The 24,231-nt window shown below is 67.1% G+C and carries 21 protein-coding genes and 2 pseudogenes; 5 read left to right on the top strand and 18 right to left on the bottom strand.

Annotated elements, in window-relative coordinates; all coding sequences use genetic code 11:
• Positions 1-21: 21 nt before the first annotated feature.
• The 7 genes from NMI01S_RS07295 to NMI01S_RS07265 all read right to left on the bottom strand — a co-directional run bounded on the left by NMI01S_RS07295 (position 22) and on the right by NMI01S_RS07265 (position 8,529).
• On the bottom strand, positions 22-1,629 hold the full coding sequence (locus NMI01S_RS07295; protein WP_062995229.1) for an AMP-binding protein: 1,608 nt from the start codon (positions 1,627-1,629) through the stop codon (positions 22-24).
• Positions 1,622-3,076: a flavin-containing monooxygenase gene (locus NMI01S_RS07290; RefSeq protein ID WP_062995228.1), complete on the bottom strand. Its 1,455-nt coding sequence runs from the start codon at positions 3,074-3,076 to the stop codon at positions 1,622-1,624. Before NMI01S_RS07290 ends, NMI01S_RS07295 begins: the two co-directional genes overlap by 8 nt.
• Before the next feature lie 3 nt (positions 3,077-3,079).
• A complete protein-coding gene (locus NMI01S_RS34730; RefSeq protein WP_062995227.1) occupies positions 3,080-3,853 on the bottom strand; it encodes a gamma-glutamyl-gamma-aminobutyrate hydrolase family protein in 774 nt (257 codons plus the stop codon).
• Positions 3,850-4,956: a Zn-dependent alcohol dehydrogenase gene (locus NMI01S_RS07280; protein WP_062995226.1), complete on the bottom strand. Its 1,107-nt coding sequence runs from the start codon at positions 4,954-4,956 to the stop codon at positions 3,850-3,852. Before NMI01S_RS07280 ends, NMI01S_RS34730 begins: the two co-directional genes overlap by 4 nt.
• 96 nt (positions 4,957-5,052) lie before the next feature.
• On the bottom strand, positions 5,053-6,537 hold the full coding sequence (locus NMI01S_RS07275; protein ID WP_062995225.1) for an aldehyde dehydrogenase family protein: 1,485 nt from the start codon (positions 6,535-6,537) through the stop codon (positions 5,053-5,055).
• Positions 6,534-7,901, bottom strand: coding sequence for a glutamine synthetase family protein (locus NMI01S_RS07270; RefSeq protein ID WP_245716753.1), 1,368 nt, complete (start codon positions 7,899-7,901; stop codon positions 6,534-6,536). The genes NMI01S_RS07275 and NMI01S_RS07270 overlap by 4 nt, the downstream gene beginning before the upstream one ends.
• On the bottom strand, positions 7,891-8,529 hold the full coding sequence (locus NMI01S_RS07265; protein WP_157126075.1) for a hypothetical protein: 639 nt from the start codon (positions 8,527-8,529) through the stop codon (positions 7,891-7,893). The genes NMI01S_RS07270 and NMI01S_RS07265 overlap by 11 nt, the downstream gene beginning before the upstream one ends.
• 124 nt (positions 8,530-8,653) lie before the next feature.
• On the opposite strand from NMI01S_RS07265, the gene NMI01S_RS07260 reads away from it, so the two are divergent.
• Positions 8,654-9,616: an alpha/beta hydrolase gene (locus tag NMI01S_RS07260; protein WP_062995222.1), complete on the top strand. Its 963-nt coding sequence runs from the start codon at positions 8,654-8,656 to the stop codon at positions 9,614-9,616.
• A gap of 399 nt (positions 9,617-10,015) precedes the next feature.
• Here the strand turns inward: NMI01S_RS07260 and NMI01S_RS34725 are convergent, their stop codons facing one another.
• From NMI01S_RS34725 to NMI01S_RS07235, 5 genes are all read right to left on the bottom strand, one after another.
• The gene (locus NMI01S_RS34725) at positions 10,016-10,243 is read right to left on the bottom strand and encodes a hypothetical protein (protein ID WP_157126074.1); all 228 of its coding nucleotides are present in this window, start codon (positions 10,241-10,243) and stop codon (positions 10,016-10,018) included.
• Positions 10,244-10,533: 290 nt separating this feature from the next.
• Positions 10,534-11,031, bottom strand: coding sequence for a hypothetical protein (locus NMI01S_RS07250; RefSeq protein WP_062995220.1), 498 nt, complete (start codon positions 11,029-11,031; stop codon positions 10,534-10,536).
• Between the two features lie 224 nt (positions 11,032-11,255).
• Positions 11,256-11,513: an amphi-Trp domain-containing protein gene (locus tag NMI01S_RS07245; RefSeq protein ID WP_084512633.1), complete on the bottom strand. Its 258-nt coding sequence runs from the start codon at positions 11,511-11,513 to the stop codon at positions 11,256-11,258.
• A 120-nt stretch (positions 11,514-11,633) separates the two neighbouring features.
• Complete coding sequence (locus tag NMI01S_RS07240) at positions 11,634-12,974, bottom strand: diacylglycerol/lipid kinase family protein (protein ID WP_062995219.1); 1,341 nt, start codon at positions 12,972-12,974, stop codon at positions 11,634-11,636.
• Between the two features lie 429 nt (positions 12,975-13,403).
• On the bottom strand, positions 13,404-14,492 hold the full coding sequence (locus tag NMI01S_RS07235; protein WP_369689902.1) for a carboxylate-amine ligase: 1,089 nt from the start codon (positions 14,490-14,492) through the stop codon (positions 13,404-13,406).
• A gap of 1,111 nt (positions 14,493-15,603) precedes the next feature.
• On the opposite strand from NMI01S_RS07235, the gene NMI01S_RS07230 reads away from it, so the two are divergent.
• The 3 genes from NMI01S_RS07230 (at position 15,604) to NMI01S_RS07220 (ending at position 17,743) form a co-directional block, all read left to right on the top strand.
• The gene (locus NMI01S_RS07230) at positions 15,604-16,377 is read left to right on the top strand and encodes a hypothetical protein (RefSeq protein ID WP_062995218.1); all 774 of its coding nucleotides are present in this window, start codon (positions 15,604-15,606) and stop codon (positions 16,375-16,377) included.
• A gap of 127 nt (positions 16,378-16,504) precedes the next feature.
• On the top strand, positions 16,505-16,948 hold the full coding sequence (locus NMI01S_RS07225) for a hypothetical protein (RefSeq protein WP_157126073.1): 444 nt from the start codon (positions 16,505-16,507) through the stop codon (positions 16,946-16,948).
• Positions 16,949-16,951: 3 nt separating this feature from the next.
• Complete coding sequence (locus NMI01S_RS07220; RefSeq protein ID WP_062995216.1) at positions 16,952-17,743, top strand: HTTM domain-containing protein; 792 nt, start codon at positions 16,952-16,954, stop codon at positions 17,741-17,743.
• Positions 17,744-18,106: 363 nt separating this feature from the next.
• On the opposite strand, the gene NMI01S_RS36240 is transcribed toward NMI01S_RS07220, so the two are convergent.
• The 4 genes and pseudogenes from NMI01S_RS36240 to NMI01S_RS07210 all read right to left on the bottom strand — a co-directional run bounded on the left by NMI01S_RS36240 (position 18,107) and on the right by NMI01S_RS07210 (position 20,159).
• Positions 18,107-18,235, bottom strand: coding sequence for a hypothetical protein (locus NMI01S_RS36240; RefSeq protein WP_281186653.1), 129 nt, complete (start codon positions 18,233-18,235; stop codon positions 18,107-18,109).
• Between the two features lie 148 nt (positions 18,236-18,383).
• Positions 18,384-18,827, bottom strand: coding sequence for a nitroreductase family deazaflavin-dependent oxidoreductase (locus tag NMI01S_RS34720; RefSeq protein WP_369689903.1), 444 nt, complete (start codon positions 18,825-18,827; stop codon positions 18,384-18,386).
• A 36-nt stretch (positions 18,828-18,863) separates the two neighbouring features.
• Positions 18,864-19,706 (bottom strand): annotated as a pseudogene (locus NMI01S_RS35805) (hypothetical protein); the annotation flags it as partial.
• Positions 19,707-19,724: 18 nt separating this feature from the next.
• Entirely contained in the window at positions 19,725-20,159 is a 435-nt protein-coding gene (locus tag NMI01S_RS07210; RefSeq protein ID WP_062995215.1) for a cupin domain-containing protein, read from the bottom strand.
• A 154-nt stretch (positions 20,160-20,313) separates the two neighbouring features.
• On the opposite strand from NMI01S_RS07210, the pseudogene NMI01S_RS35800 reads away from it, so the two are divergent.
• Positions 20,314-21,465 (top strand): annotated as a pseudogene (locus NMI01S_RS35800) (low temperature requirement protein A); the annotation flags it as partial.
• A gap of 15 nt (positions 21,466-21,480) precedes the next feature.
• On the opposite strand, the gene sigJ reads toward NMI01S_RS35800, so the two are convergent.
• Positions 21,481-22,407: an RNA polymerase sigma factor SigJ gene (sigJ, locus tag NMI01S_RS07205; RefSeq protein WP_062995214.1), complete on the bottom strand. Its 927-nt coding sequence runs from the start codon at positions 22,405-22,407 to the stop codon at positions 21,481-21,483.
• Positions 22,408-22,440: 33 nt separating this feature from the next.
• Positions 22,441-24,177, bottom strand: a complete 1,737-nt coding sequence (locus NMI01S_RS07200; protein WP_062995213.1) for an L-aspartate oxidase — start codon at positions 24,175-24,177, stop codon at positions 22,441-22,443.
• Positions 24,178-24,231: the final 54 nt, after the last annotated feature.

Here is a 24,231-nt window from a genome sequence, read left to right as displayed (position 1 = left end):
TCCGGCGAAACGAGATCGGGGTCAGGCCCCGCGATCGCCGCCCGTACCGTCCGTTGCCGGCGAATGTGCTTCGGCCGCTCGGGCTCTCAGCAGGTACTTCTGGGTCTTGCCCGTCGACGTCTTGGGAAGCGGACCGAAGAGAACCTTGCGAGGAGCCTTGTAGCGCGCCAGGCTCCGTTTGACGTGCGCCACGAGTTCCTCGGCCGTGGCTCCGGCGCCGGGTGCGAGATGCACGAATGCGACAGGGATCTCTCCCCAGCGAGGATCGGCGGTGCCGACGACGGCCGCCTCGAGCACCGCGGGATGCTCGGCGAGGACGTGCTCGACCTCGACGCTGGCGATGTTCTCACCCCCGCTGATGATGATGTCCTTACTTCGGTCGCGCAGCTCGACATACCCGTCGTGATGGCGCACCGCGAGATCGCCGGTCCGGAACCAGCCGTCCGGAATCGCCTCCCGGGTGGCGGCCTCGTCGCCGAGGTAGCCGAGCATGACGTTGTTGCCGCGCAGTGCGATCTCACCGATCGTCCTGCCGTCGGCGGGGACGTCGGTGCCGGCCTCGTCGACCACCCGCGGCGGCAGGGACACCACGTTGCCGACTCCTTGGCGTGCCTTCAGCCGGATCACGGCCTCGTCGTCGAGACCCTCCCACTCGGGCACCGGCTCGCAGATGAGCGCGGGGCCGAAGCTTTCGGTCAGCCCGTAGAGGTGCGTGATGTCGAACCCGAGGCGCGCCATCCGGCGCAGCACCGCCGGCGCGGGGGGCGCCCCTCCGGTGCCCACCGATACGGCGCGCGACAGCATCGTGGCATCGTCGAAATGCGCGATCATGTCGAGCACCGCCGGGGCGCCGTTGAGGGACGTGACCCGCTCCTGCCGGATCAGTCGCCATATGTCGGCGGGCTCGACCTTGGGCAGGCATACGTGCGTGCCGCCGGCCGCCGTGACCGCCCAGGTGAAACACCATCCGTTGCAATGGAACATGGGCAGTGTCCACAGGTGGACCGAGTGCGGGCCGAGCGCGAAATGGCTCGCCATGGCCAGCGACTGCAGGTACGCACCGCGATGGTGGTACATGACCCCCTTCGGCGCTCCCGTGGTGCCGGAGGTGTAATTGATTGCCAGCAGCGAACTTTCGTCGGTGATCTGTTCCCGGCAGGGTTCGGCGCGCGCGATCAGTTTCTCGTAGTCGGAGTCGGCGCAGCCCGAGCCGATGACCACCGGAGGCATCTCCAGGGCCTCGCAGACCTCGCGAACAAGGCTCGCGTACCGGGCATCGCAGACGATCACCCCGCTACCGGAATGCTCCAGGATGTAGGTCAACTCCCGGATCCCGAGTCGAGTGTTGAGGGCTACCAAGGGAACTCCCGCCCAGGGCACGCCGTAGTGGGCTTCCAGAAGTTCGTGAGTGTTGGGTGCCAGGACCGCCACCGGCCGGCCGGCGGCGAGCTCTCGTAACCCGCCCGCCAGCCGTCGGCACCGATCGCGGAATTCGGTGTAGGTCCAGCGCAGGTCGCCGTCGACGACCGCGATACGGGATCCGTGTGCTGCCGCGGCGCGGTCGAGGAACGCCGTGGGCGTCATCGCTGCCCAGGCGTGCGTCGCCGCGGTCGTATTCGGATCAGACATAGCGGAGAACGTCGTCGTCGACCGACTCCAGCAGTCGCATGGTTTCGGCATAGTTCTGCGGATTGAGCCAGGGCTCGTGGTCCCCTTGTACCGGCATGCGCCGGGCAGCTCGCTGCATATACCCCGAGGTCACACCCGCGGTGTAGGGGAGCTGCGGCATGGCGTCGTCGCCCGGTGCCAGAGTGGGGGTGACCCGTCGCGCGCCGACTTCGTCCATATGCCCGAGAACGCGGCACAAGAAGTCGTCGACCGCTTCGATCCGCAGCGTCCACGACGAATTCACGAACCCGAACGCGTAGGTCAGGTTCGGCACTCCGGACAACGCCAGGCCCTTGTAGGTCCAGCAGCTCCCGAAGTCGACGATCTCACCGTCGACGTCGAATGTCGCCTCACCGCCCATGACGAGGTTCAGGCCCGTCGCCTTCACGATGATGTCGGCCTCGACATGCGTCCCGTCCCGCATCGCCACGCCGGTCGGGGTGAGCCGGTCGATGTGGCCGGTGACGACGTCCGCGGATCCGTCGCGGATCGCCTGGAACAGATCGGCGCCGGGCACCAGGCACACGCGCTGATCCCACGGCTCGTATGTCGGAGTGAAGTGCGCTTTGCGGACCTCGACGCCGACGACCTCGTCGATGGCGTCGAATATCGCCCTCTTGAATTCCTGCGGGTGTTGCCGCGCGTAACGGTAGGTCTCCTGCTGGGCGTGCAGATTACGCAGACGGATCCGGCTGAACGCGGCCTCGGGACCCATCTCCTCGCGCAAGCGCTCGGCTTCGGGATCGACGGCCGGCGCGATGGACACGTAGGTGGGCGACCGCTGGACCATGGTGACCTTCGCCGTCTCGCCCGCGAGACTGGGAACGAGCGTGATGGCGGTGGCCCCCGACCCGATCACCGCGACCTTGCGGCCCCGGTAGTCGAGATCCTCCGGCCACTCCTGTGGGTGGACCACCCGGCCTTCGAACGAATCCTCGCCGGGGAGTTCGGGATTGAACCCACCGCGGTAGCTGTAGTAGCCGGTGGCGAGGTGGAGGAACCGGCAGCGCAGCTGTGTGTCGCCGTCCGCGGCGCGCAATCCGAGGGTCCAGGTGTCGTCCGCGCTGCTCCACGACGCGGAGACCAGACGGGTTCCGAACCGGATCTTCTCGGTGATGCCGAACTGATCGGCGGTCTCCTGCAGATAGTTCTTGATCGCCCCGCCGGAAGCGATCGCCTCCCGTTCGGTCCAGGGCTTGAAGCCGTAGCCCAACGTGAACATGTCGCTGTCGGAGCGTATGCCCGGGTAGGTGAACAGATCCCAGGTGCCACCCAGGGATTCGCGCATCTCCAGCACCGCGAAACTTTTGCCGGGACATTTCCGTTGCAGTTCGGCAGCGGCGGCAATTCCGGAAATACCGGCGCCGACGATGACGACGTCGATCTCGGCCGGGCCGTTCACATCCATCTCCTAATCGTTGAGCTCGCCGGCGGAAGCGGCGACTGCTTCGGCAACCTGTGCCTGCTCGACAAGCCAGGGAAAACAAGGGTCGAGCTCGACGATGGCCTCGGGGTGCCATTGCAGGCCGAGAACCGGCCGACCGGGCAGCTCGATGGCCTCGACCACGCCGTCGGGGGCTCGGCCGGAAACCACCAGACCTTCACCGGGGCGATCGACCGCTTGGTGGTGCCACGAGTTCACTCGAGCCCGTGCTCCGTAGAGCCGCGCGGCGAGGGTTCCCTCGGCGAAGTCGACCGGGTGTTCGCGGTCCGGGCGCCGGTCGGGGACAGCGGCGAGGGAGTAGTGCCTGATCCCCAGATCACTCAGATCCGGAATCAGCGTGCCGCCGAGCGCGACGTTGAGGACCTGCAGGCCACGACATATCCCGAGCACCGGTATGCCGCGCGCGATGGCGTGACGTACCAGGGCGATCTCGTACTCGTCGCGGCGCCGGTCGATCGTCAGTACCTCGCCGCCGGTCGAGTTGGGCGGGGAAGGTGGTCCACCCCAGAGTTCGGGGTCGACGTCCTGGCCGCCGGTCATCACCAATGCGTCGACGCGTGCGATGACTTCGGGCCCCGCGGACTCGTAGGGAAGCAGGACGGGAATGCCACCGGCCTCGGAGATCTTCAAGTCGAACTCGGCCCAGAACATGTCGGCTCGGCATGCTGCCCAGCGGCTGTCGACGCCCACGAGCGTTTCGGCGGAGATCCGCCGGCCGGTGATCGCGATGACGGGCTTCACGAGTCACCCCCGATGCGCGCGACCACCCGCGTGCCGCCGGCGTTTCTCATGAGCTCGAAACCCTCGTTGATCTGCTCCAGGCTCACGATCGCCGACACCATGTCGTCGAGATTCAGCCGGCCCTGCTCGTAATACCGGACGTAGCCGGGGATGTCGGCCGGGAATTGATTCGAGCCCATCAGCGCTCCCTGCAGCCGCTTCTCGAGCAGGAACAGCTCCGAGGCGCGCAGCGATATCGGCTGACTGTCCGGAACCAGACCGACCACGGTGGCCGTGCCGCCCGGGCCCAGCATCGCGAACGCCTGCTCCACGGTGGCGGCGAGCCCGACGGCCTCGAACGAATAGTCGACCCCGCCCTGAGTCAGCTCCCGCACCGCCGCCACCGTGTCGCCGGACCCGGCTCGCACAGTCGCGGTGGCCCCGAACTTCACGGCATCGGTCAACCGGGCCTCGACCGCGTCGACGGCGATGATCTCGCGAGCACCCGCAAGCCGAGCGCCCTGGATCGCCGCGACGCCGATGCCACCGCAGCCCACGACGGCGACCGTCGACCCGGGTTCCACACGCGCGCTGCGGAATACCGAGCTCAACCCGGTCACCACCGCGCATCCGAGGATCGAGGCGGCGGCCAGGGGCATCGTGTCGGGAATGCGTACCGCCGAGTGCTCGTGCACCACCGTCGCCTCGGCGAACGTCCCGAGCCGCGCGGTCGGGTGCACGGACTGTCCTCGCGCGTTGACCAGGACGGGTTGCGACCGGCTCCCCAGGGAGCTACGGCGGGTACACAGGGTCATCCGGCCGGACAGGCAGAACCGGCATTCCCCGCAGTAGATGCTCAAGCAGGTCACCACGTGGTCGCCGGGGCGCAGGGTGGCGACCCGATCACCGACGCCGCGAACCACACCGGATGCCTCGTGACCCAGGAGGGTCGGGCAGGTGGCCGGCCACGCGCCTTCGATCTCGTGGAGGTCGGAACGGCACAATCCCGCGTACCGCACATCGATGAGCACCTCGTCCGGACCGGGATCGTCCAGGACGAGCGTTTCCAGCTCGAGCTTTCCCGGCGCCGTATTGAGCACGGCGGCGGTGATATTCACTGGCATAAACCTGTCTCCGCTCTGGCCGTTGGTGCGTGGCTGCTACCTACCGCACCGCTGGCGGCACTGTGTCTGCTGCGATGGCCGCAATCCGGCCCGGGTCTAGAGGGTGATCCAGGTCGTCTTCAGCTGGGAGTACTTGTCCAGGGCGTAGGTGCCTTTGTCGGCGCCGTTGCCGGACAGCTTCCGGCCCGCGAAAGGTGTCGACGGCACGCCTTCCTCGTAGGAGTTGACCCAGACGTTCCCGGCATCGAGTCCCCTTGCCATCCGGTGGATCCGCGAGACGTCGCGGGTCCACACCGACGCGCCGAGCCCGAAATCGGTGTCATTGGCGAGCCGGAGCGCTTCCTCCTCGTCGCGGAACGGCTGGATGCACACGACGGGCCCGAAGATCTCCGCGCGCGTGATCTGCATCGACGGGTTCGTGTCGACGAAGACCGCCGGCGCGACCAGGGAGCGCTCCTCGTCGAGCGGCTGTTCCCGGCCCGCCAACAGCGTGGCTCCGTCGCGCACACCGGATTTGACGAATTCGAGGACGGTGTCGCACTGGTTGCGGCTGCTCAGCGGGCCGAGCACGGTATTCGGGTCGAGCGGATCGCCCATCGTGAGGGTCGAGACCTGAGCACACACACCGGCGACCACCTGGTCGTACACCGGCTGCTCCACGAACAGCCGCGACCCGGCGGTGCACATCTGCCCGGTGTTGAAGGTGAACGCCCAGGTCGCGGTGCGAACGGCCTGTTCGAGATCGGGGGCGTCGGCGAAGATGATGTTCGGTGACTTTCCACCGAGTTCGAGGGATACCGGCTTCCCGTTGGAGACCGCGGAGTCGGCGAGTAGCCGCAGACCGACCTCGGTCGATCCGGTGAAGGTCACGCAGGCGACGCTGTGGTGCCGGCTCAGCGCCGTGCCCACGGTCGCGCCGCGTCCGGTGACCACCTGCAGCACCCCGTCGGGAAGTCCGGCCAGACTGCTCAGCTCGGCCAAGCGCAGCGAGGACGCCGAGGTCTGCAACGCGGGCTTGAGCACGACGCTGTTTCCCGCCGTCAGCGCCGGCGCGAGTTTGAGCATGGCGAGGCTGATCGGAAAGTTCCACGGCGTGATGGCGGCCACCACACCGAGCGGCTCGCGCGTCACCAGAGCAAGCGCGTCCTGGAGGCCACGCGGAGACTCGTCCATCAGCTTGTCCGCCAGCTCGCCGTACCAGCGGAGATTCCGTACCGCGGAGGCGAGCTCGAAGTCGCGGGCCTGGTGGAACGGCTTTCCCATCTCGCGGGAGATCAGCACGGCGAGTTGATCGGCATCCCGCTCGATCAGGTCCGCCCAGGCGATCAGGACGCGGCCCCGCGCCGTCGGCGCCATCCGCGACCACACACCGCTGTCGAAGGCGGCCCGGGCATTCTCGACTATGCGATCGACATCGGCGGCGGTGGCGGCGGGCACGGTGGTGAACTGCTCGCCCGCCCACGGATCGCGCAGGGGGAGGGTCTCGGAGTTGCTCGCATCGGCCCACGTCCCGCCCTCCCACATCCCGAAGGATGTGGGGACAGCGGCGGCCAGAGCCCGCACGTGTTCGTCGCCGGTCATGCGAGCTCGAAGTAGCGCAGGGACTCCCAGACCGAGATCTGGTCGTCGTCGCGTTCGGTTTCGGTGTGGAACGACAGCCACTCCCAGCGACGAAGGCCGATCCAGTAGTCGATGAATTCGTCTCCGAGATACCGGCGCAGCTGGTCGTCGGCTTCCAGCGCGGTGACCGCGTCGTAGAGGTTCTTCGGGACCGCGGGAACGACACCCGGCGCCAGCGCCCACGCCATCTGCTCGAAGGGTGGGGGAGGCGCCGACTTCTCGTCGAGTCCCAGCAGGCCACCGGCCAGGAACGCGGCCAGCGTGGAGTACACGTTCGAATCCGCGGACGGCAGCCGGTACTCCAGGCGGGTGGCCGAGGCGCCGGCCAGCACCGCGCGAACAGCACACGATTTGTTCGCGACACCCCAGGTCTGGGTGGTCGGCGGCCCTTCGAGCTCCTGCAGCCGCCGGTAGGCGGTGATGGTCGGCAGGGCGAAGCTGGTCGATGCCTCGAGCGTGCTCATCACGCCACCGAGGAAGTGCAGCATCCGCTCACTCGGAACCTTCGGCTCGTTCGCGTCGAAGAAGATGTTGCCGTTCTCGTCGCTGACCGAGACGTTGAGGTGGGCGCCCTGCCCGTACTCCGCGGACCACTTCGACATGAAGGTCACCGAACGCCCCAGGGAGTAGGCGACCTCGCGCATGACCTGACGGGCGCGTGCCCACCGGTCCGCGGCCGTGACCGGATCGGCCGGGGCGATGTTGAACTCGATCTGACCGCTCGCGGCCTCGTCGGACCACGCCTCCCACGGAATGCCGATCTCATCGAAGCGAGCGGCGACCGCTTCCACGTACTCCGTGTAATCCGGAGACTTCGCATGGACCAGCGCGGCTCCGGCGGTGCCTCCGAGCGGCGTGAGGTTCTGGTACTGCTGTGCGCGCGCCTGCTCGACGGACTCCTGGAAGACCGTCGCTTCGATCTCCACGCACGCCAGGATGTTCAGACCGCGCTCGGTGTACGCGGCCGCGATCCGCTTGAGCGCCTGCCGGGGATCTGCCTGCACGGGCTCGCCCCGCAGAGTCCACAGGTCACCGATCACCGAAGCCATGCCGGGCTTCCATTCGATCAGCGTGCTCTCGTCCGGCCGCAGCTCGATGTCGGTCATCAGACCGTCGCGCCGCCATGCCGGGAAACCGAACCCGAGAGCGGAATGATTGTTGAGGTCCAAGCCCAGGGCCAGGTCGGGGAGTGTGATGCCCTTCCCCCGGCACGATCGGTACTTCGCGGCGGAGAGCGTCTTGCCGATCAGGACGCCGTCATGGTTGGTCGCCTCGAGACGCACGCGCGACACGGAGTTCATGTCTTCGAAACGGTCAGAGCTCACCGCACACCACCTTCAGATTGGCGCCGACGAGCGCCGAGAGATCGGACAGCGAGCCGTGCAGCGCCAGCTCACCGCCTTGGAGTTCTTCCATGACCAGCGTCCGGCCGCCGAACATGCGCGACAGCGCGGCCGCCGAGCCGAGGAACGAATAGCCGTTGTTCTCGACGTCGCCGAACGCGGCGAATTCGTTCTCGTCGAAGCAGTAGATACCGAGGCCGCCCGGCATTCCGCGGAGCGCGCTCGCGCGCTCCCAGAAAGACTCCGCCGCCGAGCGCCAGTCGATGTCCGCACCCGACAGCAACACCTGCATCTCTTTCGCGAAGCCGTCCAGCGCCTCGCCCGGGGTCTCGGCCGGCACCGGATCGGGCCAGTGCACCTCCCAGCTGAGGTCCGGCTCGGCGCCGCTGTCGGCGGCGACGGTGATCTCCGTGCCGGCGAAGGTGACGAAGGCCTGCTGCGCGTCGGTGGCCGAAGACAGGCGGACCGTCCTGACGTCGTCGGTCGCGGTGAACGTCGCACCACGGGCAAACGCGTCGCGAAGACGACGCGCCACCGACAGAACCATCGGGGTGGGGCGGTCTATCACCGCCACGTTGCCGGTCACCGCGTGACTCGTTGAATCGGACATGTCTGCCTCTCTGCAGCTGTGGTCATGTGACTTAATCATGTGATCTAATCGGGTGTCCTGTCAATACCCGCGACCCGCTTCGTGCGACGAAGCGAGGTGGTAGGTGGCCTGGAAGGAGGCTCGGATGGGCCTGTCCGTAACCGCGATGCTCGACCTGCTCGACGAGGACGCGCGCACGCTCGCGCAAGCGCTGCTCGATCAGGCGCCGGAACCCCCGTACGCCCGGTACGGGGTGGCGGGCGTGCGGTCGATCTTCGACACGGTCGACCCCGCCCCACAGCCGATACGGCCGGTGCACAACGTCGAAGAGCGGATCGTCGACGGTCCCGGCGGTCCGCTGCGAGTGCGGTGTTACCGCCCGTCGTCCGCATCCGAACTGCCCGCCTTGATCTACATCCACGGCGGCGGGTTCGTGGTGGGCACATTGAACGGCGTCGACGATGTCTGCAGATTGCTGTGTGTCGAGGCCGGGTGCGTCGTCATCTCGGTGGACTATCGGCGCGCTCCCGAACATGTCTTTCCGGCGGCTGCCGACGATTGCCTCCGGACCTACGAGTGGGTCCGGCGCGAGGCCGGGTCACTCGGTGTCGACCCATCCCGGATCGCCCTGGCCGGTGACAGCGCCGGTGGAAATCTCGCGCTGTCGGTCTGCACCGCGTTGGCCGAAGCGCGCCGCGCCGCACCGAGGGCGCTCGTCCTGGCCTACCCTGCGACGTCGAACGCCCACACGGGCCCGTCCTGGGACGCCTTCGAGCACGCGCCGGTCCTCTGCAAGACCGACGCGCTGTGGTTCTGGTCGAATTACGCCGCGGGCGGGGAAGCGGATCTGGATCCGCGCGCTGTGCCCATCCTGTCGACGACGCTGCACGCGCTGCCGCCGACCTTGCTGGTGGCGGCCGAGGTGGACGTCACGAGGTCGAACTACGAGCATTTCGCCGCAACGGCGGCGCGCGCCGGCGCCGAGGTGGAAATCCGCCAGTACGACGGTGTCCCGCACGGCTTCTTCACCGAGGTGGCCGTCATCGACAAGGCCAGGCGTGCTGTCGCCGACGCGGCGCACCATCTCGACACACACTTCGGCGATTGATGCGCATCTCCTGTGGCACGCCGCGTGGCGAGTCGTACGCCGCACTCCACCGTCAGCGATTGCGCGAAATCGGTTCGCGGCGAGTCGGTCCGGTCATCTTCCGCACTTCGGTGGGGCCGGACCAACCGCAGGGGAGTCCGCATGTCCCACGCGTGGTGACGGTGGTCCTGCCGTCCGCGTAGTACGTGGTTGTCAGGTATGCGTGTGCGGCGTAGCCGCATGCGGGGCAGACCTCGAAGTGATCGAGAACTTCTCGCGATCGTTGCTGTACGACGAGCGTCGACGGCATCGATACCGCGACGCCCGCCTGACGATGGATTTCCATATCTGTGTCCCTCGAAGTTCGGATTCCCGACCGACGTGGCTTCCTCGCGAACGGGAGTGGACTCGGATACCAGCTCAGCTCGCCGGATCGTGAAACAATCGCTCGCACGGAAGGCGTGGCAAAAGTCTTGGGTCGCAAAGTGTTTCGACAACCAGCTCGATGGCCTCCCGGCGTCGATGTCCCCATTCGGTGAAGAACGTGTGGGCTGCCGCACGGGTAGCGCGGAAGTCGAAAGCCATGTCGCCCAGCCAGATTCGGAGGTGCACATCACTGTCGGACGGTTGCGGATCCGCGAAACGCATCGAAGCTTCCCTCGCCCATCGGATTCATACGACTAAGTCATATGATCAGAGAGTAGCCAAAGCGATGCCGCGGGTCAACACTCCGGGCCGTATCGAGTTTCGATCGCGGATCGGATTTGCTCCCGAAGCCGCATGGTCGCCAGCGGTGACCTCCGTCTACCCGCCTTCACTCCGATGACAGACCGGTCTACCCGCTCGAGCCCGAAAGTTGCTGTGCCGCAACCGCGCAGCGGCGACTACGGCCCGAACTCGGGCCGGGGCATGTCCTTCATTCGAACGGGGCCGGTGGGTTACCGCGGCCGGGATTCGCGAGGCTGGTCCTCGGCTCTGCGCACGCCACCGTGATGGCCACCCTCCACGCCTTCGTCGGTGGCGTCGGTTTCGGGGGCCTGCGACGCGGGTTTCTCTTCGGCGGGCGCGGCGGTGGCCCCGCCGGGAGTCTTCTCAGGGGCCGGGGATTTGAACTCCGAGTCGGTCACCGGGTGTTTCGCGCCCCCGGTCTCGGCGTCGCTGTCCTGTGCGGTGGCGCCGGCGATCTCTCCTGTGCTCGTTCGGCGGCCTTCGTAGGGCGGGATTGCCGGTTCGGTGTCCGCGGGAGGGAGCGTCCCCGTGGTGGCAATGTCGTCTTCGGCTGGGTTGTGGTCCCGAGTCGACGTGACTTCTTCCTGGTCGAATGTGCCGGCTGGGCGATCGGTCGAGCCGCCGCCCGGTGTTTCCGACCCTGTGTCTCGCGAGCCTTTGGCTCCTCGTTGCGATTGAGGCTCTTCGGACAGATGTTCGCTGGACATAGCTCCATCGTCTCCTCGAATAGAGCGCTGGATTATATATGCTGCATTTCCAGCGTGGTACTCGATTCAACGGCAGTCAAGACTCCACCACATCGGCCTGCGCACCATCGAGTACCACGGCTTTCCGGTGCGCTTGCGGCATCGGCTGATCATTCTGGCCGCCTGCCTTTCCCACACCGTGCAGTGGCCGATCTGCCGGTTCTGGGACTTCCGGCACCGCATGCCTACAGGCCGTCGGCGACCGAGTCGCCGGTAGGTTCTTCACGCCAGCTGATCTCGATCTCGATCTCGGTTTCGTCGCCGTCGATCTCGATTTCGAGTTCCAGGTGGACGCGGTCGGGGACGACGATATCGATCGTGTCGCCCTCGGATCCCAGTTCCACGTCGGAGCCGGCGGCAAGGGCCTGTCCGATCGCGATGAGCCGCTCGGACACTTCTCGGCGGGAGAGCTCGGACTTTCTGTTGATCTCCAACTTCGCCACGACGACTCCTGCCTCGATGCGGTGTGGATCAATAACTGAACCATAGCTGGTGCGGGGTTGATACCAGGGCGAACCGGGTAACGGCGTCGGTTTCGGTGAGGTTGTCGGTGGCGTCGACACTCAACGCGTGTTCCCGAGGATCGTGGGTCGGGTCGGCGGGCGGCGGGCGATGTCGAGAAGTGTGATCCAATCGAGTGGCGGTGCGGCAGTGCGTGTTCCGGGCCTGCTTCGCGGAACCCGCACTCGTAGGGCCTCGGGTTGGACGACGCACCGCACGGGGGTGTCCAGGAGGAGCGATTCGCCGTCCACCCCGACCGCGATCCGCGGGGTGTCGGCGTCGACCACAACGTCGATCGCGGTTCGCTGTGTCAGTCCTCGGCTATGAGTGCGGCGAAGTAATCCGACGGCGTCGCGGGTATTGGACACCGAGAGTGTGACTGCGCCGAGTGCGCCGCTGTCGAGGCGGTCACGGCGGCTCAGGCCGGCCAGATCACTGAGGCCGTAGGGATTGTTGCTCACCAGGATCGCCTGTGGTGCCTCGACCGTCGTGTTGCCGATATGGGCGACGAGCCGCGTGCCGGTATGCCCGGCGAGAAGGTCGGGAAGAAGTCGCAGGACGGTCGCGGTCTTGTCGTTGCGATAGGCGGGACTGCGCACGATTTCGGCGTAGACGCCGAACGACGCGTTGTTGACGAAGGGGTGACCGTTGATCCGGCCGAGATCGACGCGCAGCTCCACCCCGTCTCGGAGCGCGTCGAGTCCCGCCGCGGGATTCGCGCGATCGAGGCCGAGGTCCATGGCGAAGTGGTTGCGCGTGCCGGCGCTGATGACCATGAACGGCAGGTGGTGTTCGGCCGCCACGCCCGCGACGAGGGCTTGTGTTCCGTCACCGCCTGCCACGCCGAGCAGGTCCGCGCCGCGTGCGACCGCCTGTCGCGCGACGGCGACGACGTCGATGGTGTCCGGTCCGTCCAGCATGACGACTTCGGCGCCGAGTCGCTCGGCTTTGTCGCGCAGCCCGAACTGCGCGACCTTTCCGCCGCCGGAGCGCGGATTCATGATCAGGAACGGATGGCGCGGCGGCGGCGCGGGATATTCGGTTGCGGGGACCTCCGACATTTCGGCGCGCAACGCGACGCGTGCGCATACGACGGCCAGCAGGGCGGTCAGGCACGTCAACGGAATCACCCACAGCAACTGCGCGCGGATCAACAGGATGAAGACGGTGACCGGCACGAGCACTGCGACGCTCAGCGACACCCACCGCAGGACTCCGCGCGTGGTCAAGAACCAGTACAGCGCGGCCACCGTGACCACGACACCTCCGATGCTGGTGATGAACACGGCAAGCGCGCCCAGCAAGCCGGCGAACAACACCGGAATCACGACCGCGGCAGCGGCGAAGAAGAAGGCTGCCCGGCTCGCCCAGCACCGACCCCGGGCGTGGGGTTCGTCGCTCACTCCTCGGCCCGCCGATCGCGCGCGACGAGGTCGGTGATGCGAATCGCCGGGAGACAGCGGAAACGTTCGTGACCCACGGTGTGCCTCGCTTCGGCCCCGGCGTCCAGCATCGGGTTCATCGTTCACCTGCCGCAGATGTATTCGCTGATCGCTTGCCGGGCAACTCTTTCGGACGAGAAGTGGAACGAAATAGTTATTCGGACATCGGTGAAAAGTGTGTGAACATCACGTCCCTGAGAATAGGCCGGTAGACAGCGCAAGCGCGTGCCCGTGACAAGATTCCCGATGACTTGCTCGGCCCGAAACAATTCGTTGTCGCCAGGCCATGGATCTATCGTCGGCCCGATCGGGAATATTCGTCAAGGCGTGGGATCGGTGCCGAAAGCCGGCGTCGCGCGTGGAGTCCGGCCGTGGTGTGCGATCCGGCCGTCACGCCGGCTGACGGTCCTCGGTGGCCGCGCACCCTTCGGTGGTCGATCGTGACAGCTGCTTCACGACCTGAGTGGGGCCTCCGATGCGCAATGCCTCGCGTTGCCGAACAGCGCCGTTGCCGTCCCGCAGAACTGCCGCCAACGCACCGCGCGTGAATTCGTAGTCGCCGGACTGTTCGAGAGCGGGGCGGATATGGGACAGCAGGTGTGCAACGGATCCCCGCAGGGGAACGGAATGCTTTGTAGCCGTGCGAAATTGCGGGCCCGCCAGACCGTCGCGGGCCGCGCGTCGGCATGCCGCCCGTAGGTGTGCAAGGCCGACAGGGTCGGACGGCCGCCCGCTGTCCACAGCCGCGACGGAGGTGATGACCAGTGCACGGACAAGGCTCGCGAAGAGAGCCGTTTCCTCGACCGTGGCCGGAACGTCGCTGATGCGGATCTCGATCGTGGGCAGATGCGAGGACAACCGCACATCCCAATAGACCATCGCGGTGTCGAGGATGTGCCCGTCCTCGACGAGCTTGGCCACCGCGTCGTCGTAGTCGGCGGCGGATCGCAGGTACGGGGGAGGACCGGCGCTGGGCCACCGTGCCCACAGCCGGTGGCGCCAGCTGGCGTATCCGGTATCGGTGCCACCGGTGATCGGGGAGTTCGCCGTCAGCGCCAACAGGGTTGGCAGCCAAGGGCGCAGGTGATTGCTGACCTGCACCGCGACGTCGCGGTCGGGCACACAGACATGGACGTGGCAACCGCAGATCACCTGCTCGGCCAGTTCGCCGAAATGCGCGGCCATGAGCCGGTATCTGGGGGTGTCGGTGACGGACCCGGGCGGTGGACCCCAGATCGGTACCCCCACCGCCAGTGCCCGCGCCCCCGCGCGTGCCGCTGCCCGCGTGACCGAGAGTCGCGCCCGCCGGAGTTCGCGGTGCAACTCCGGAATGCTCGCGCACACCGGTGTACAGGTCTCGACCTGACACTGAGATAGTTCCAGTTGCAGTTCGGCATCCGGGGCGCGCGCCGCGACGATGGTGTTCGTCAGCGAGGGCAGGCCGGTGGCCGGATCGACGAGAACGAACTCCTCTTCCACGCCGACGGTGAATGGACGAATACCATTGCCGTGCAATGGATCACGTGGCTCACTCGACAACAGGGACGTCACGGCCACCTCCGGGGTTGTTGCCGTCGAGGCATGCGCGCTCGCCGAATTCGTTGGATCGCTCAGTGCTGACAGTTCAGATGGCCTGTGTGAACAATTTGTCGTTGATTCTCCGACTGTGGCCTGTATTGCTACGGAGTTCGGGTTAACGGGGACTGAAATGAGTCTTTGCGCTATTTCTCCGATTCGTCGACCAGCGTGACTGCCACGCTGGTGGAATTTTGTCTTCCATCTCCAGAATGTGAGGTACACGAAGTTTACCGGAAAATTGCCCACTAAACAGGGCGTTGGCGAAGGTCTTGCGGCTGCTTCGAACGCGAGCGGGCTCCATCCGCCTGGAGGCCGAAGGACCGTCGGGCGGGATCGGAGCAGTGCCGATGCGATGCGTCGGGGAGTTCGGTCGCGCTCGGGCGCCTTCGATGAGACAGCTATGACCGACAGCGAACCCCCGGCCGGCATGTCCCGCCCCGTTTCACTCCGGTAGATCTCGCCGAGACTAGGCGGCAAGCTTTTCTTCGACCAGCGCCGCAACAGTGGAAACCTCGCGGCGGCATCTCGAGATTCCGGGCGATAACACTGATCGGCTCACCGGCACGCCACCGGCCCCACAACTCATTCTGACGAGCAGCAGTCATCCCGTATTCCCGCACGCAAACCTCCACGCCGACATGATCATCCACATGGTGATGCAGTGATCACTCGAGCCCAAGGATCGATTGACAACACACCTACTCCACAGCGAATTGGACAACGACATCGCCACGATGGGCGGCCAATCCTGAGGCTCGACATGGGTAGGTTTCAGAGCGAGATCCGCAGACCAGTCGAACATCGGCTCCGGAGGCCCCCATCGTTTGGGATTTGAACGAAACGGGATGCACGCCGAAGTCCGCCTTCTCAATTGTGCAGGCGCCGGAGAAGGTCGCGCCGTCGAACCTGGCGTCGCTGGAGAAGGTCGCGCGGTCGAACTTGAATGTATGTTCGTCAGGTAGGCTGTCTTCCCAGGTCCAAGGGATTCACCACCAGTACTGGAGGTAGAGTTATGGATCAGGACACGATGCTGCAACTTGCCGCCGACGAGCTCGCGATGCGAGCGCTCCGGTATCGCGAGATCGAGATTCTCGACTACATACCCTCCCAGCCCGATCGCGTGCTGCTCTGTCCCGAAGGTTCGGTTCGCGTCTTCGTCGCCGCCCAGGGCGATCCGCTCCTGCGACAGCTGCGCGCGGCGGCCGCCGACAGCGAGGGCGCGGATGTCGGCCTGGTCGAGAACGTGATCAGACCCCGCTTCGAGGGACGTACGAGAATCTCGGCCTATCAGGCGTGGCGGTTGCTGCAACGCTCGCCGGTCTTCGCGAGCATCCGCTACGGTGGCCGCACCCTCGCGACGAACGTCTTCCCGCCCGACGACCTCGGCATGGTCATCCTCGACAACCCGTACAACGGCGGACAGCTGAATCCGACCACGCTGACCCTCGTGGAGCACCGGCGCGACGACGCCGAGGGCGGATTGGAAGCCGTGGCCCTCAAATACGCGCCGCCGCTGACCCCGGCCGAACGCGCCGCCCTGGCACAGGTGCCGGAGGACCAGCTGGAAGGGAACATGACGATCGACGCGAGCTGTTGCCACAACGGCACTTTCGTCGCGTGGGCCGCCATGGCCGTCACCGTCGCCGTCATCTGCACGGCCGCCGTCATGGCCGACGAGGAGGAACAGCAGCACCTCTCGGACGAGCAGATCCAACGCTTGGGCCCGTCCGCGACCGCCCGGGAACTGCTCGACATCCGTCGAGAAGCCCTCGGGCACCTGCACTGACATGGTCCTCGACGACCTTATCTGCGCCGCGCTCACGATCGTCCTTGTGGCGTGGTTCGTGATCACGGTGCTCTGCCAGATCCCCCGCGATGCCAGGACATGGGGGTCTACCAGGCTGGAGCGCTGGGTGCGCATGCATGACGTCTGCGGACTCGTACCCCGCTGGCACTTCTTCGCGCCCACGCCCGCGACCGACGACCTGCATCTGCTCTACCGTGATCGACTGCCGGACGGCCGCGTCACCCGCTGGTCCGAGGTGCCCGCGGGCACTTCACCGAAATGGTTGGGGCCGGTATGGAATCCGCGCCGGCGACAGAACAAGGCGCTGATCGACATCTCGGTCGAACTCGCGAAAGCGGGCCTGGCGCTGGACGGTGATCCCGCCGCGATCCAGCTCTCGCTGCCGTACATCGCGACACTCAACTTCGTCTGCGCTCTGCCCCGCGATCACCGCGCCGACGGCACCCAATTTCTCATCATGCGATCGAAGGGACTCCACGCCGATGCGGATCACCACGTGATCTTCCTGTCGACCATGCATACCTCGGAACCCGTGCTCAGCGACGCGTAGCCGATGCTCGCCACCTCGGACGCGCTGTACCTGTCGGCCGCCATCGGCTCGGTCGCTGTCATGATCGGATCGTTGGAGCGGCTGGCGGCGCCGCGGCTGCTCGCAGACAGCGCCCTCGCCGGATGGCCGGTCTCCGCCACCAGTGTTCCTTTGCTGACCAGGAAGTCCTTCCAGAGCAGCGTCGGCCGGCTGCTGGCATACCCGCGCGTGCTCGGTCTCATCGCCGCCTGTCTGGCGTGCGCGGTGTTGCTGGTCGTGCACCCGTCGTCCGCTCTGAACGCCGTGGCGGCCGGCGTGATCGCCGCGACCTACATTCTGCTGAGCATGCGCTCCCGCTTCGGGGGCGACGGCGCCGACCAGATGACGATCATCCTCTTCGTAGCCCTGGCACTGGCCTTCGCCGTCGGCCAGCAGCGCGCCGAGGTGATCGTTCTCTGGTTCATCACGGCCCAGGTGTGCCTCGCGTATTTCACCGCGGGCGTGGCGAAGCTGGTCAGCCCCCTGTGGCGCAGCGGAGCGGCGTTACCCGAGATCTTGGCGACCCACGCCTACGGGCATCGGCGGGCCGCCGAGATCCTTGCACGCCATCGAACCGCCGCGGCGGCGATGTGCTGGTCGGTGATCCTGCTGGAGTGCGGTTTTCCGCTGGTCCTGCTCGGAATGGCCCCGGTCACCTACCTGCTCGTGATCACCGGCGCCCTCCTGCACATCGGCACCGCGATCCTCATGCGCCTCAACACCTTCGTGTGGGCGTTCCTCGCCACCTATCCGGCGGTCATCTACTGCACGACCTGATCGGACCCGCACCTGATCGTGCTGTTCCACAAATCCGAGGAAGCGTGGAATCACCGTTTCCGATATGGCCCACAGCATTTCGTGCCCGACACCGGGGAATGATCTGGGTGCCCGCGCATAGGTGTGTTGTTGGTCATCGGCGTCAGCGCTCCAGCAGAGCCAGGCAGGGCGAACAACGTCTCCATCGTGGCGGGCGCGCCGATCGCCAAGCACCCGCCGGTGCGTCTGCCGAGCAGAAGGGACGCGATCACCGATGGCCGGCTGCACGCGGCGCCGTTGCCGTAAGGGGATATGAATGGTCCCGTCGCGCATCAGGATCCAGCCCAGCGCGGCAAAGACCTTGCGATCCACGACCCGCCCGCCTCACCCGACCGTGGACATCCCGACGACCAGGTCGGCATCCGGCGCGGGAACCGGCAGCGGGGCAAGCGAATGCGGGCCGTGGATCAGCTGCTGCAACGGCGTCTGCGGAGGGATCACCGGTGCGATCACGCGCACCACCCCCGCACACCGCGGGGCAATGAGGGGCGCACGAACGCACGCAAATATGGCATTCGTGCTACCGAAGTGCGCGTGTCACAGACTGTTGTCCCTGGTCGTCCTTCGCGTGGTTGAGTGCGCTCACCCACGCGGACGCGGGTCACTCGCGAAAGGCTCTCCCGTCATTGCTACTCGGATCCAGAACGATGACGGGGATTTCACGAGTGCCCGCTTCGGCGCGGAATTGCGCGAAGTGCGGCCACGCGGCATCGGCGACCTTCCACCATCGGCTCTTTTCCGCGCCGTGCACTTCGCGGGCTCGGAACCGGTTGGTCGATGTGCCGTCCCGCACCCACACTTCCGGGTGCGCGAGGAGGTTGTAGTACCACGACGGGTTGGTGGTGGCCCCGCCGTTGGATGCCACGGCAATGTATGTGTCGCCGTTCTTGATTCGCATGACCGGGTTCTTGCGTAGGTGGCCCGTTCTGGCTCCCTTGGTGGTCAAGATGATCACGGGCCGGCCGTCGAGGGTGCCGCCTTCACGGCCTCCGGTCGTCTCGTATCGGTCGACCTGGGTTCGGACACGGTCGATCGGACTGGGCACGTAGTCGGCGTGCGCGCGATGGGAGCCGTGGTCGCCTGCTGGGTGCAGCCAGTCCGCGATGTTGCGTACGTAGTCCTTGTAGACGGCGAGCCGGGTGGGGTCGGTCTTGATCTCCGTGCCCGGCCGCTCGCCGACGAAGGATGGCTTGCCGCGGTCGAGATCCCAGTTGTAGTCGGCGAAGTGGTGAAAGGTGGATTCGGCGAGTGCGCGGCCCATCGTCCTGCCGTCCGTCGCGATCTCGTCCGCCAGCACGACGGCGAGGGCGAACGTCCGGCCCGACACCGTGCTGCGGCCGCGGGCGAGGACGTTCGAGCCCGGCACGCATGCCGACACGGCACCTTCGTGCGGGTGTGCCGGGAACCATTCGATCCGGCCGCTGGCGGTCTTGCCGGTGCGCAGCAGCGGGTGGAGCGGTTCGGTCGCGAACACCGGCTGGTAGTCGCCGTTGGCACCGGAGTGATAGTTGGGCCACGAGATTGCTGGTGTGTCCTGATCGTCGCGCTTGCGGGTGGGATCCGGGTTCATCAGGTGGAAGTGGTTCACTTCGCCCAAGGATCCGAGTCCCAGCAGGCAGCTGCCCAGGTCCTGGTGATCGCGCGCGGTGAGGACCCCGCCGCCGCGCTCGCGGAAACGCACGATGGCCCGCGCCTCGTCGGCGGTGAGACCGTCGCCGACATCGACGGCCAGCAGCCACAGCTGGTCGAACGCCGAGGTGTCGAGCCGGACCAGGACCGGGTCGTTCGCGCCGCGGCCGAGTCGGTTGCGAGCGGTGACGTCGTGGCCGGCAGCCCGTAGTTCGGCTGCCAGCAGCGAGAACCTGGCGATGTCCCAGTCGTCGGCGCTGTCGGGGATGGTCGTTTGCAGCAGGATCTTCGACACTGAAATACTCTCTCCGGCTCAGGCTTTCGGCTCGGCGGGGATTCGACGGCCCGCGCGGGCGAGCAACTCGTCGTCATCGACGAGAACGAGCATCGGCAGGCTCGGATCGCAGATCATCGTGACGACGAAACGCAGGCGGGTGTCGTCGCGGTGGTTGCCGTCCGAATAGTGGATGATGTCGCCGCCGGGCTCCCAGAAGGCCTCGCCCGCTCGGATCACGCGGGGCGGTTCGCCTTCCAGCTCGAAGAGCATCTCGCCTTCGATCACATAGCCGAACGCGGGACCGCCAGGGTGCCGGTGCGGCGGCGCGCCCGGGTCGCCCGGCGGGTATTCGATGACGACCGTCATCGCGTGTGCTGCAGCGGGAATGAACGGTGGCGTCACTTCCTGGACAACGGTGAGGGCCTTCTTCCAGGTGCTGCGGATGGGTGCTGCTGCGGGCTCATCGGTCATCGGGATACCTCCGGCGCTGTCGTTCAGGGGTTACACAGCGAGGACAACGGAAGCTCCGGATCTGTGACAGCGAGACGCCTGCCCTGCTCGTCACGAATGACATCGCTGTCCTGTCCTACGTGGAAACCTGGACAGATCCCTGGAGTCGCGACTGATGACCAAGAAACCGACCAAGCCCGCGTTCGGCACGCCACAACGGCGGGTGCTGATGCGCGGCCGATCGATCGACGAGCCGCATCGCGCGGCGACCCAGCTGGAGCTGCTGTTCGACCTGACCTTCGTCGTCGCGGTGGCGGGATTGGTGGCGCAGTTCGGGCACGCCGTCGGCGCCGGGCACGCTGTGTCGGCGCTGGCGCCGTTTCTCCAGGTGTTCTTCGCCGTGTGGTGGGCGTGGATGAACTTCACCTGGTTTGCCTCGGCGTACGACACCGACGACGTCCGATATCGGTTACTCACCCTGACGCAGATGGCGGGAGTGTTGTTGCTGGCGGCAGGAATTCCGTCCGCGTTCTGCCGCCGCGATTATCTGGTCATCACCGTCGGTTATCTGGTGATGCGCAGTGCTTCGGCGGCGCAATGGCTACGGGCCGCACGCGAGGACGCCGCGGGCAGGGCGACCGCGCTGCGGTACGCATGGTGGGTCGCCGTGCTTGAACTGCTGTGGCTGGCAAGACAGCTGGCGGCCGGAGCGGATGTACTGCGCGGTGCGGCGGCGCAGTGGGCTTTCGGCGCCCTGGTCGTCGCGGAACTCGCGGTTCCCGTCTGGGCCGAGCGGGCCGGCGGAACGACCTGGCATCCGCATCACATCGCGGAGCGCTACACGCTGTTCACGATCATTCTGCTGGGCGAGAGCGTGCTGGCGGTGTCCACCGGCATCGCCGACGCGCTCGCCGACGGCCTGCGGCCGATGCCCGTGCTCATCGCGCTGTCCGGGCTGGTGCTGTTGTTCGCGCTGTGGTGGCTCTACGAATCACAGCCCAGCGGCGCGGCGCTGGCCGCACGTCGGACGCGGTCGTTCCTGTGGGGCTACGGGCATTACGGGTCCTTCGCGGCGCTCGCGGCGCTCGGGGCGGGCCTGGAGGTGGCGGTGCGTGCCGACGGCCATGCCGGTTCGCCGGCTACCGGGTACGCCGTCGCGATTCCGGCAGCCGTATTCCTGCTGCTGCTCTGGGTGACACACGCGGGGCCGGCGTCCCGGCCGCGGCCGGAAATCCTTGTCACCGCGGCGCTTTCGATCCTGCTCGTCCCCCTGGCCACCGCCGCGATTCCGGATCTGACGGTTCCCGCCGTCACCGTCGTGTGTGTGGCGGCCCTGACCGCGTCACTGCGCGGCCGGGCCTCCGGTCAGGCCGACGGATTGCGCGAGGCGGCTCAGTTTGTCGGGATTGAGGATCCAGTAGACACGGTCGATGTGCTCGCTGTCGGCGGCACCGACGGTGAGCCAGGCGACGGCCTCCCCGTCCCGGCTGATGAGCACCGAGGCACGACCGTTGGCCTCGACCCGGTCCAGGGTGACCCCGGTCCAGAAGTGTGACGCGAACGCCGCGACATATTTGGCCACCCGGTCGCGTCCGACGACCGGAACACGCGAGGCCCGGACCGGCTTGCCGCCGCCGTCGCTGTAACTGGCCACCTCGGTGGCGAACAGCGCCTCGAGATCGTCGAGGTCCCCGGCGCGCGCCGCGTCGAGGAACGCCTCGAGCAGCCGGCGCTGCTGCTCGTCGTCGACCGGTGTGTGCCGCTCGGAGGCGATGCCGTGGCGCGCGCGGCTCACCAGTTTGCGGGCGGTGGCCTCCTTGACCTCGAGCACTTCGGCGATTTTGCCGTACGGGTAGTCGAAGGCCTCGCGCAGGACGAACGCGGCCCGCTCGGTGGGGGTCATCTTCTCCAGCACGACGAGCACCGCGGTCTCGAGCGCCGCGGCCCGCTCGGCGCCGAGGGAGGGATCGGCGCCGGTGTCGACCGGTTCGGGAAGCCACGGACCGAGATACGTTTCGCGGCGCACCCGCGCGGTGCGCGTCGCGTTGATCGCCAGCCGGGTGGTCATCGTGACCAGAAAGGCAGTCGTATCCTGAACCGCGGCACGGTCAGGATACGACTGCCATTTCACCCACGCGTCCTGGACGATGTCCTCGGCGTCGGCCACGGTGCCGAGCATGCGGTAGGCGATGCCGAACAGCCGTGGCCTGAGGCCGGAGAAGTCGCCCAGCGCGCGGTCGAGATCGGCGTCGGGCGCAGTGCCGGTCATGCGCTGATCACGCGCCGAGACAGTGCGGGGCCGTCATTCGACCAGCTTCCCATCCGTCGAGACGTCGCGCATCAGCCGGGCGATCTCGTCGGGAATTCCGGGGATCTCCTCACGCTCGAGCCGGCCCGGACCCGACCACACCAGATTCACCCGCAACTGCGGATCGAGCGCGGGGTAGTCCGAGCGGTTGTGGCAGCCGCGTGTCTCGCGTCGTTCCCGGGCGGCCTCGAGGGTGGCGCGTGCGGCGAGGGCCGACGACTTCAGGTCGAAGGCGTGGGCGAGATCCTGGAAGCCGGCCGCGTCGGGGTGCACGCCGATATCCGCGATGCGATCCTCGATCTCGTCGACCTCGGACAGGCCCGTGCGCAGGCCGGCGTCGTCCCGGACGACCCCGGCGTATTCGGTCATCGTGTCGCGCAGGGCGCGCTGCAGGGCCCGTACGTTCTCGCGGCCGTCGGCGGTGAGCAGGGCGTCGATTTCGGCGCGGGCCTCGGCGAGCGCGCCGTGGGAACGCCGCTGCACCGACAGCTCCGCCGAATACCGCGCCGCCGCCTCGCCGACGATCCGGCCGTAGACGAGCAGTTCGATCAGCGAGTTGCCGCCGAGGCGATTGGCGCCGTGCAGTCCGCTGGAGGCCTCGCCGATGGCGTACAAACCCTCGACGCCGGTGCTGTGGTCCGCGGAGCGCACCCACACACCACCCATCGAATAGTGTGCGGTGGGCGCTATTTCGATCGGATCGCGGGTGATATCGAGCATCTGCAGTTCGAGCATCGTCTGGTAGACGCGGGGCAGCCGCCGCATGATGGTCTCCCGGGGGAGATGTGAAACATCCAGCCAGACACCACCTTTCGCGGTACCGCGGCCTTCTTTGATCTCGGTGTAGGCGGCCAGGGCGACGCGGTCGCGGGTGGACAGTTCCATGCGTGCGGGATCGTAGCGTTTCATGAAGCGCTCGCCCTCGCCGTTGCGCAGGATGCCGCCCTCCCCGCGCGCGGCCTCCGATACCAGTGTGCCGGCCGCGTTCTCCGGCTCGATCAGCCCCGAGGGATGGAACTGCACGAGCTCCGGATCGCGAATCCGGCCACCGGCGAGCACCGCGAGCCGGAAGGAGTCGCCGGTGTTCTCGTCCCGCCGTGAGGAGGTGCGCCGCCAGATCCGGGTGTGGCCGCCCGCGGCGAGAATCACCGCGTCGGCCCGGAAGCTGTAGCGGACGCCCGATTCCAGGTCGAAGCCGTAAGCGCCGAAAACGACGTTGTCGTGCACCAGGATTCGTGTCACATAGCAGGTGTCGATGATCCGGATGCCGAGCTGGGCCGCCCGGTTCACCAGGGTGCGCTGGATCTCGAGCCCGGTGTAGTCACCGGCGAACGAGGTGCGCCGGTAGGTGTGGGCGCCGAAGAACCGCTGGGAGATTCGTCCGTCGGCCTCGCGTGCGAACGGCATTCCCCACCGCTCGAGGTCCTCGATGCCGCGCGTGGCGTTCTCGGTGACGGTGCGCACCGTGTCGGGACGGGCCAGCAGATAGCTCTCGGTGAGGGTGTCGGCCGCGTGCTGCTGCCAGCTGTCCTCGGTGTCCATGGTCGACAGCGCGGCGTTGATCCCGCCTGCGGCGAGCGTGGTGTGCGCGTCCGCCTTCGGTCGCTTGCCGACCATGAGCACGTCCACACCGCGCTCCGCCAGTTCGATGGCCGCGCGCAGTCCGGCGCCGCCGGTACCGATCACCAGCACCGAAGTGGCGAGTTGTCGTTCGGTCGAAGAGTCGACCATCGGGTTGTCTCCTGTCCGCGTTCGGGCGAGTACACGCGGGCGACCGGATCGCGG

Origin of the sequence: Nocardia mikamii NBRC 108933, assembly GCF_001613505.1 — a bacterium.
GTDB lineage: Bacteria > Actinomycetota > Actinomycetes > Mycobacteriales > Mycobacteriaceae > Nocardia > Nocardia mikamii.
The sequence above is the reverse complement of the archived record's forward strand: the minus strand, read 5'-3'. Positions and strand labels throughout refer to the sequence as shown.

Bases quoted from the DNA above. Each gene is read 5' to 3' on its own strand.
- NMI01S_RS07295 (WP_062995229.1), bottom strand. From the start codon at position 1,629: ATGTCTGATCCGAATACGACCGCGGCGACGCACGCCTGGGCAGCGATG.
- NMI01S_RS07290 (WP_062995228.1), bottom strand. From the start codon at position 3,076: ATGGATGTGAACGGCCCGGCCGAGATCGACGTCGTCATCGTCGGCGCC.
- NMI01S_RS07280 (WP_062995226.1), bottom strand. From the start codon at position 4,956: ATGCCAGTGAATATCACCGCCGCCGTGCTCAATACGGCGCCGGGAAAG.
- NMI01S_RS07275 (WP_062995225.1), bottom strand. From the start codon at position 6,537: ATGACCGGCGACGAACACGTGCGGGCTCTGGCCGCCGCTGTCCCCACA.
- NMI01S_RS07265 (WP_157126075.1), bottom strand. From the start codon at position 8,529: ATGTCCGATTCAACGAGTCACGCGGTGACCGGCAACGTGGCGGTGATA.
- NMI01S_RS07260 (WP_062995222.1), top strand. From the start codon at position 8,654: ATGGGCCTGTCCGTAACCGCGATGCTCGACCTGCTCGACGAGGACGCG.
- NMI01S_RS34725 (WP_157126074.1), bottom strand. From the start codon at position 10,243: ATGCGTTTCGCGGATCCGCAACCGTCCGACAGTGATGTGCACCTCCGA.
- NMI01S_RS07250 (WP_062995220.1), bottom strand. From the start codon at position 11,031: ATGTCCAGCGAACATCTGTCCGAAGAGCCTCAATCGCAACGAGGAGCC.
- NMI01S_RS07230 (WP_062995218.1), top strand. From the start codon at position 15,604: ATGGATCAGGACACGATGCTGCAACTTGCCGCCGACGAGCTCGCGATG.
- NMI01S_RS07220 (WP_062995216.1), top strand. From the start codon at position 16,952: ATGCTCGCCACCTCGGACGCGCTGTACCTGTCGGCCGCCATCGGCTCG.
- NMI01S_RS07210 (WP_062995215.1), bottom strand. From the start codon at position 20,159: ATGACCGATGAGCCCGCAGCAGCACCCATCCGCAGCACCTGGAAGAAG.
- sigJ (WP_062995214.1), bottom strand. From the start codon at position 22,407: ATGACCGGCACTGCGCCCGACGCCGATCTCGACCGCGCGCTGGGCGAC.
- NMI01S_RS07200 (WP_062995213.1), bottom strand. From the start codon at position 24,177: ATGGTCGACTCTTCGACCGAACGACAACTCGCCACTTCGGTGCTGGTG.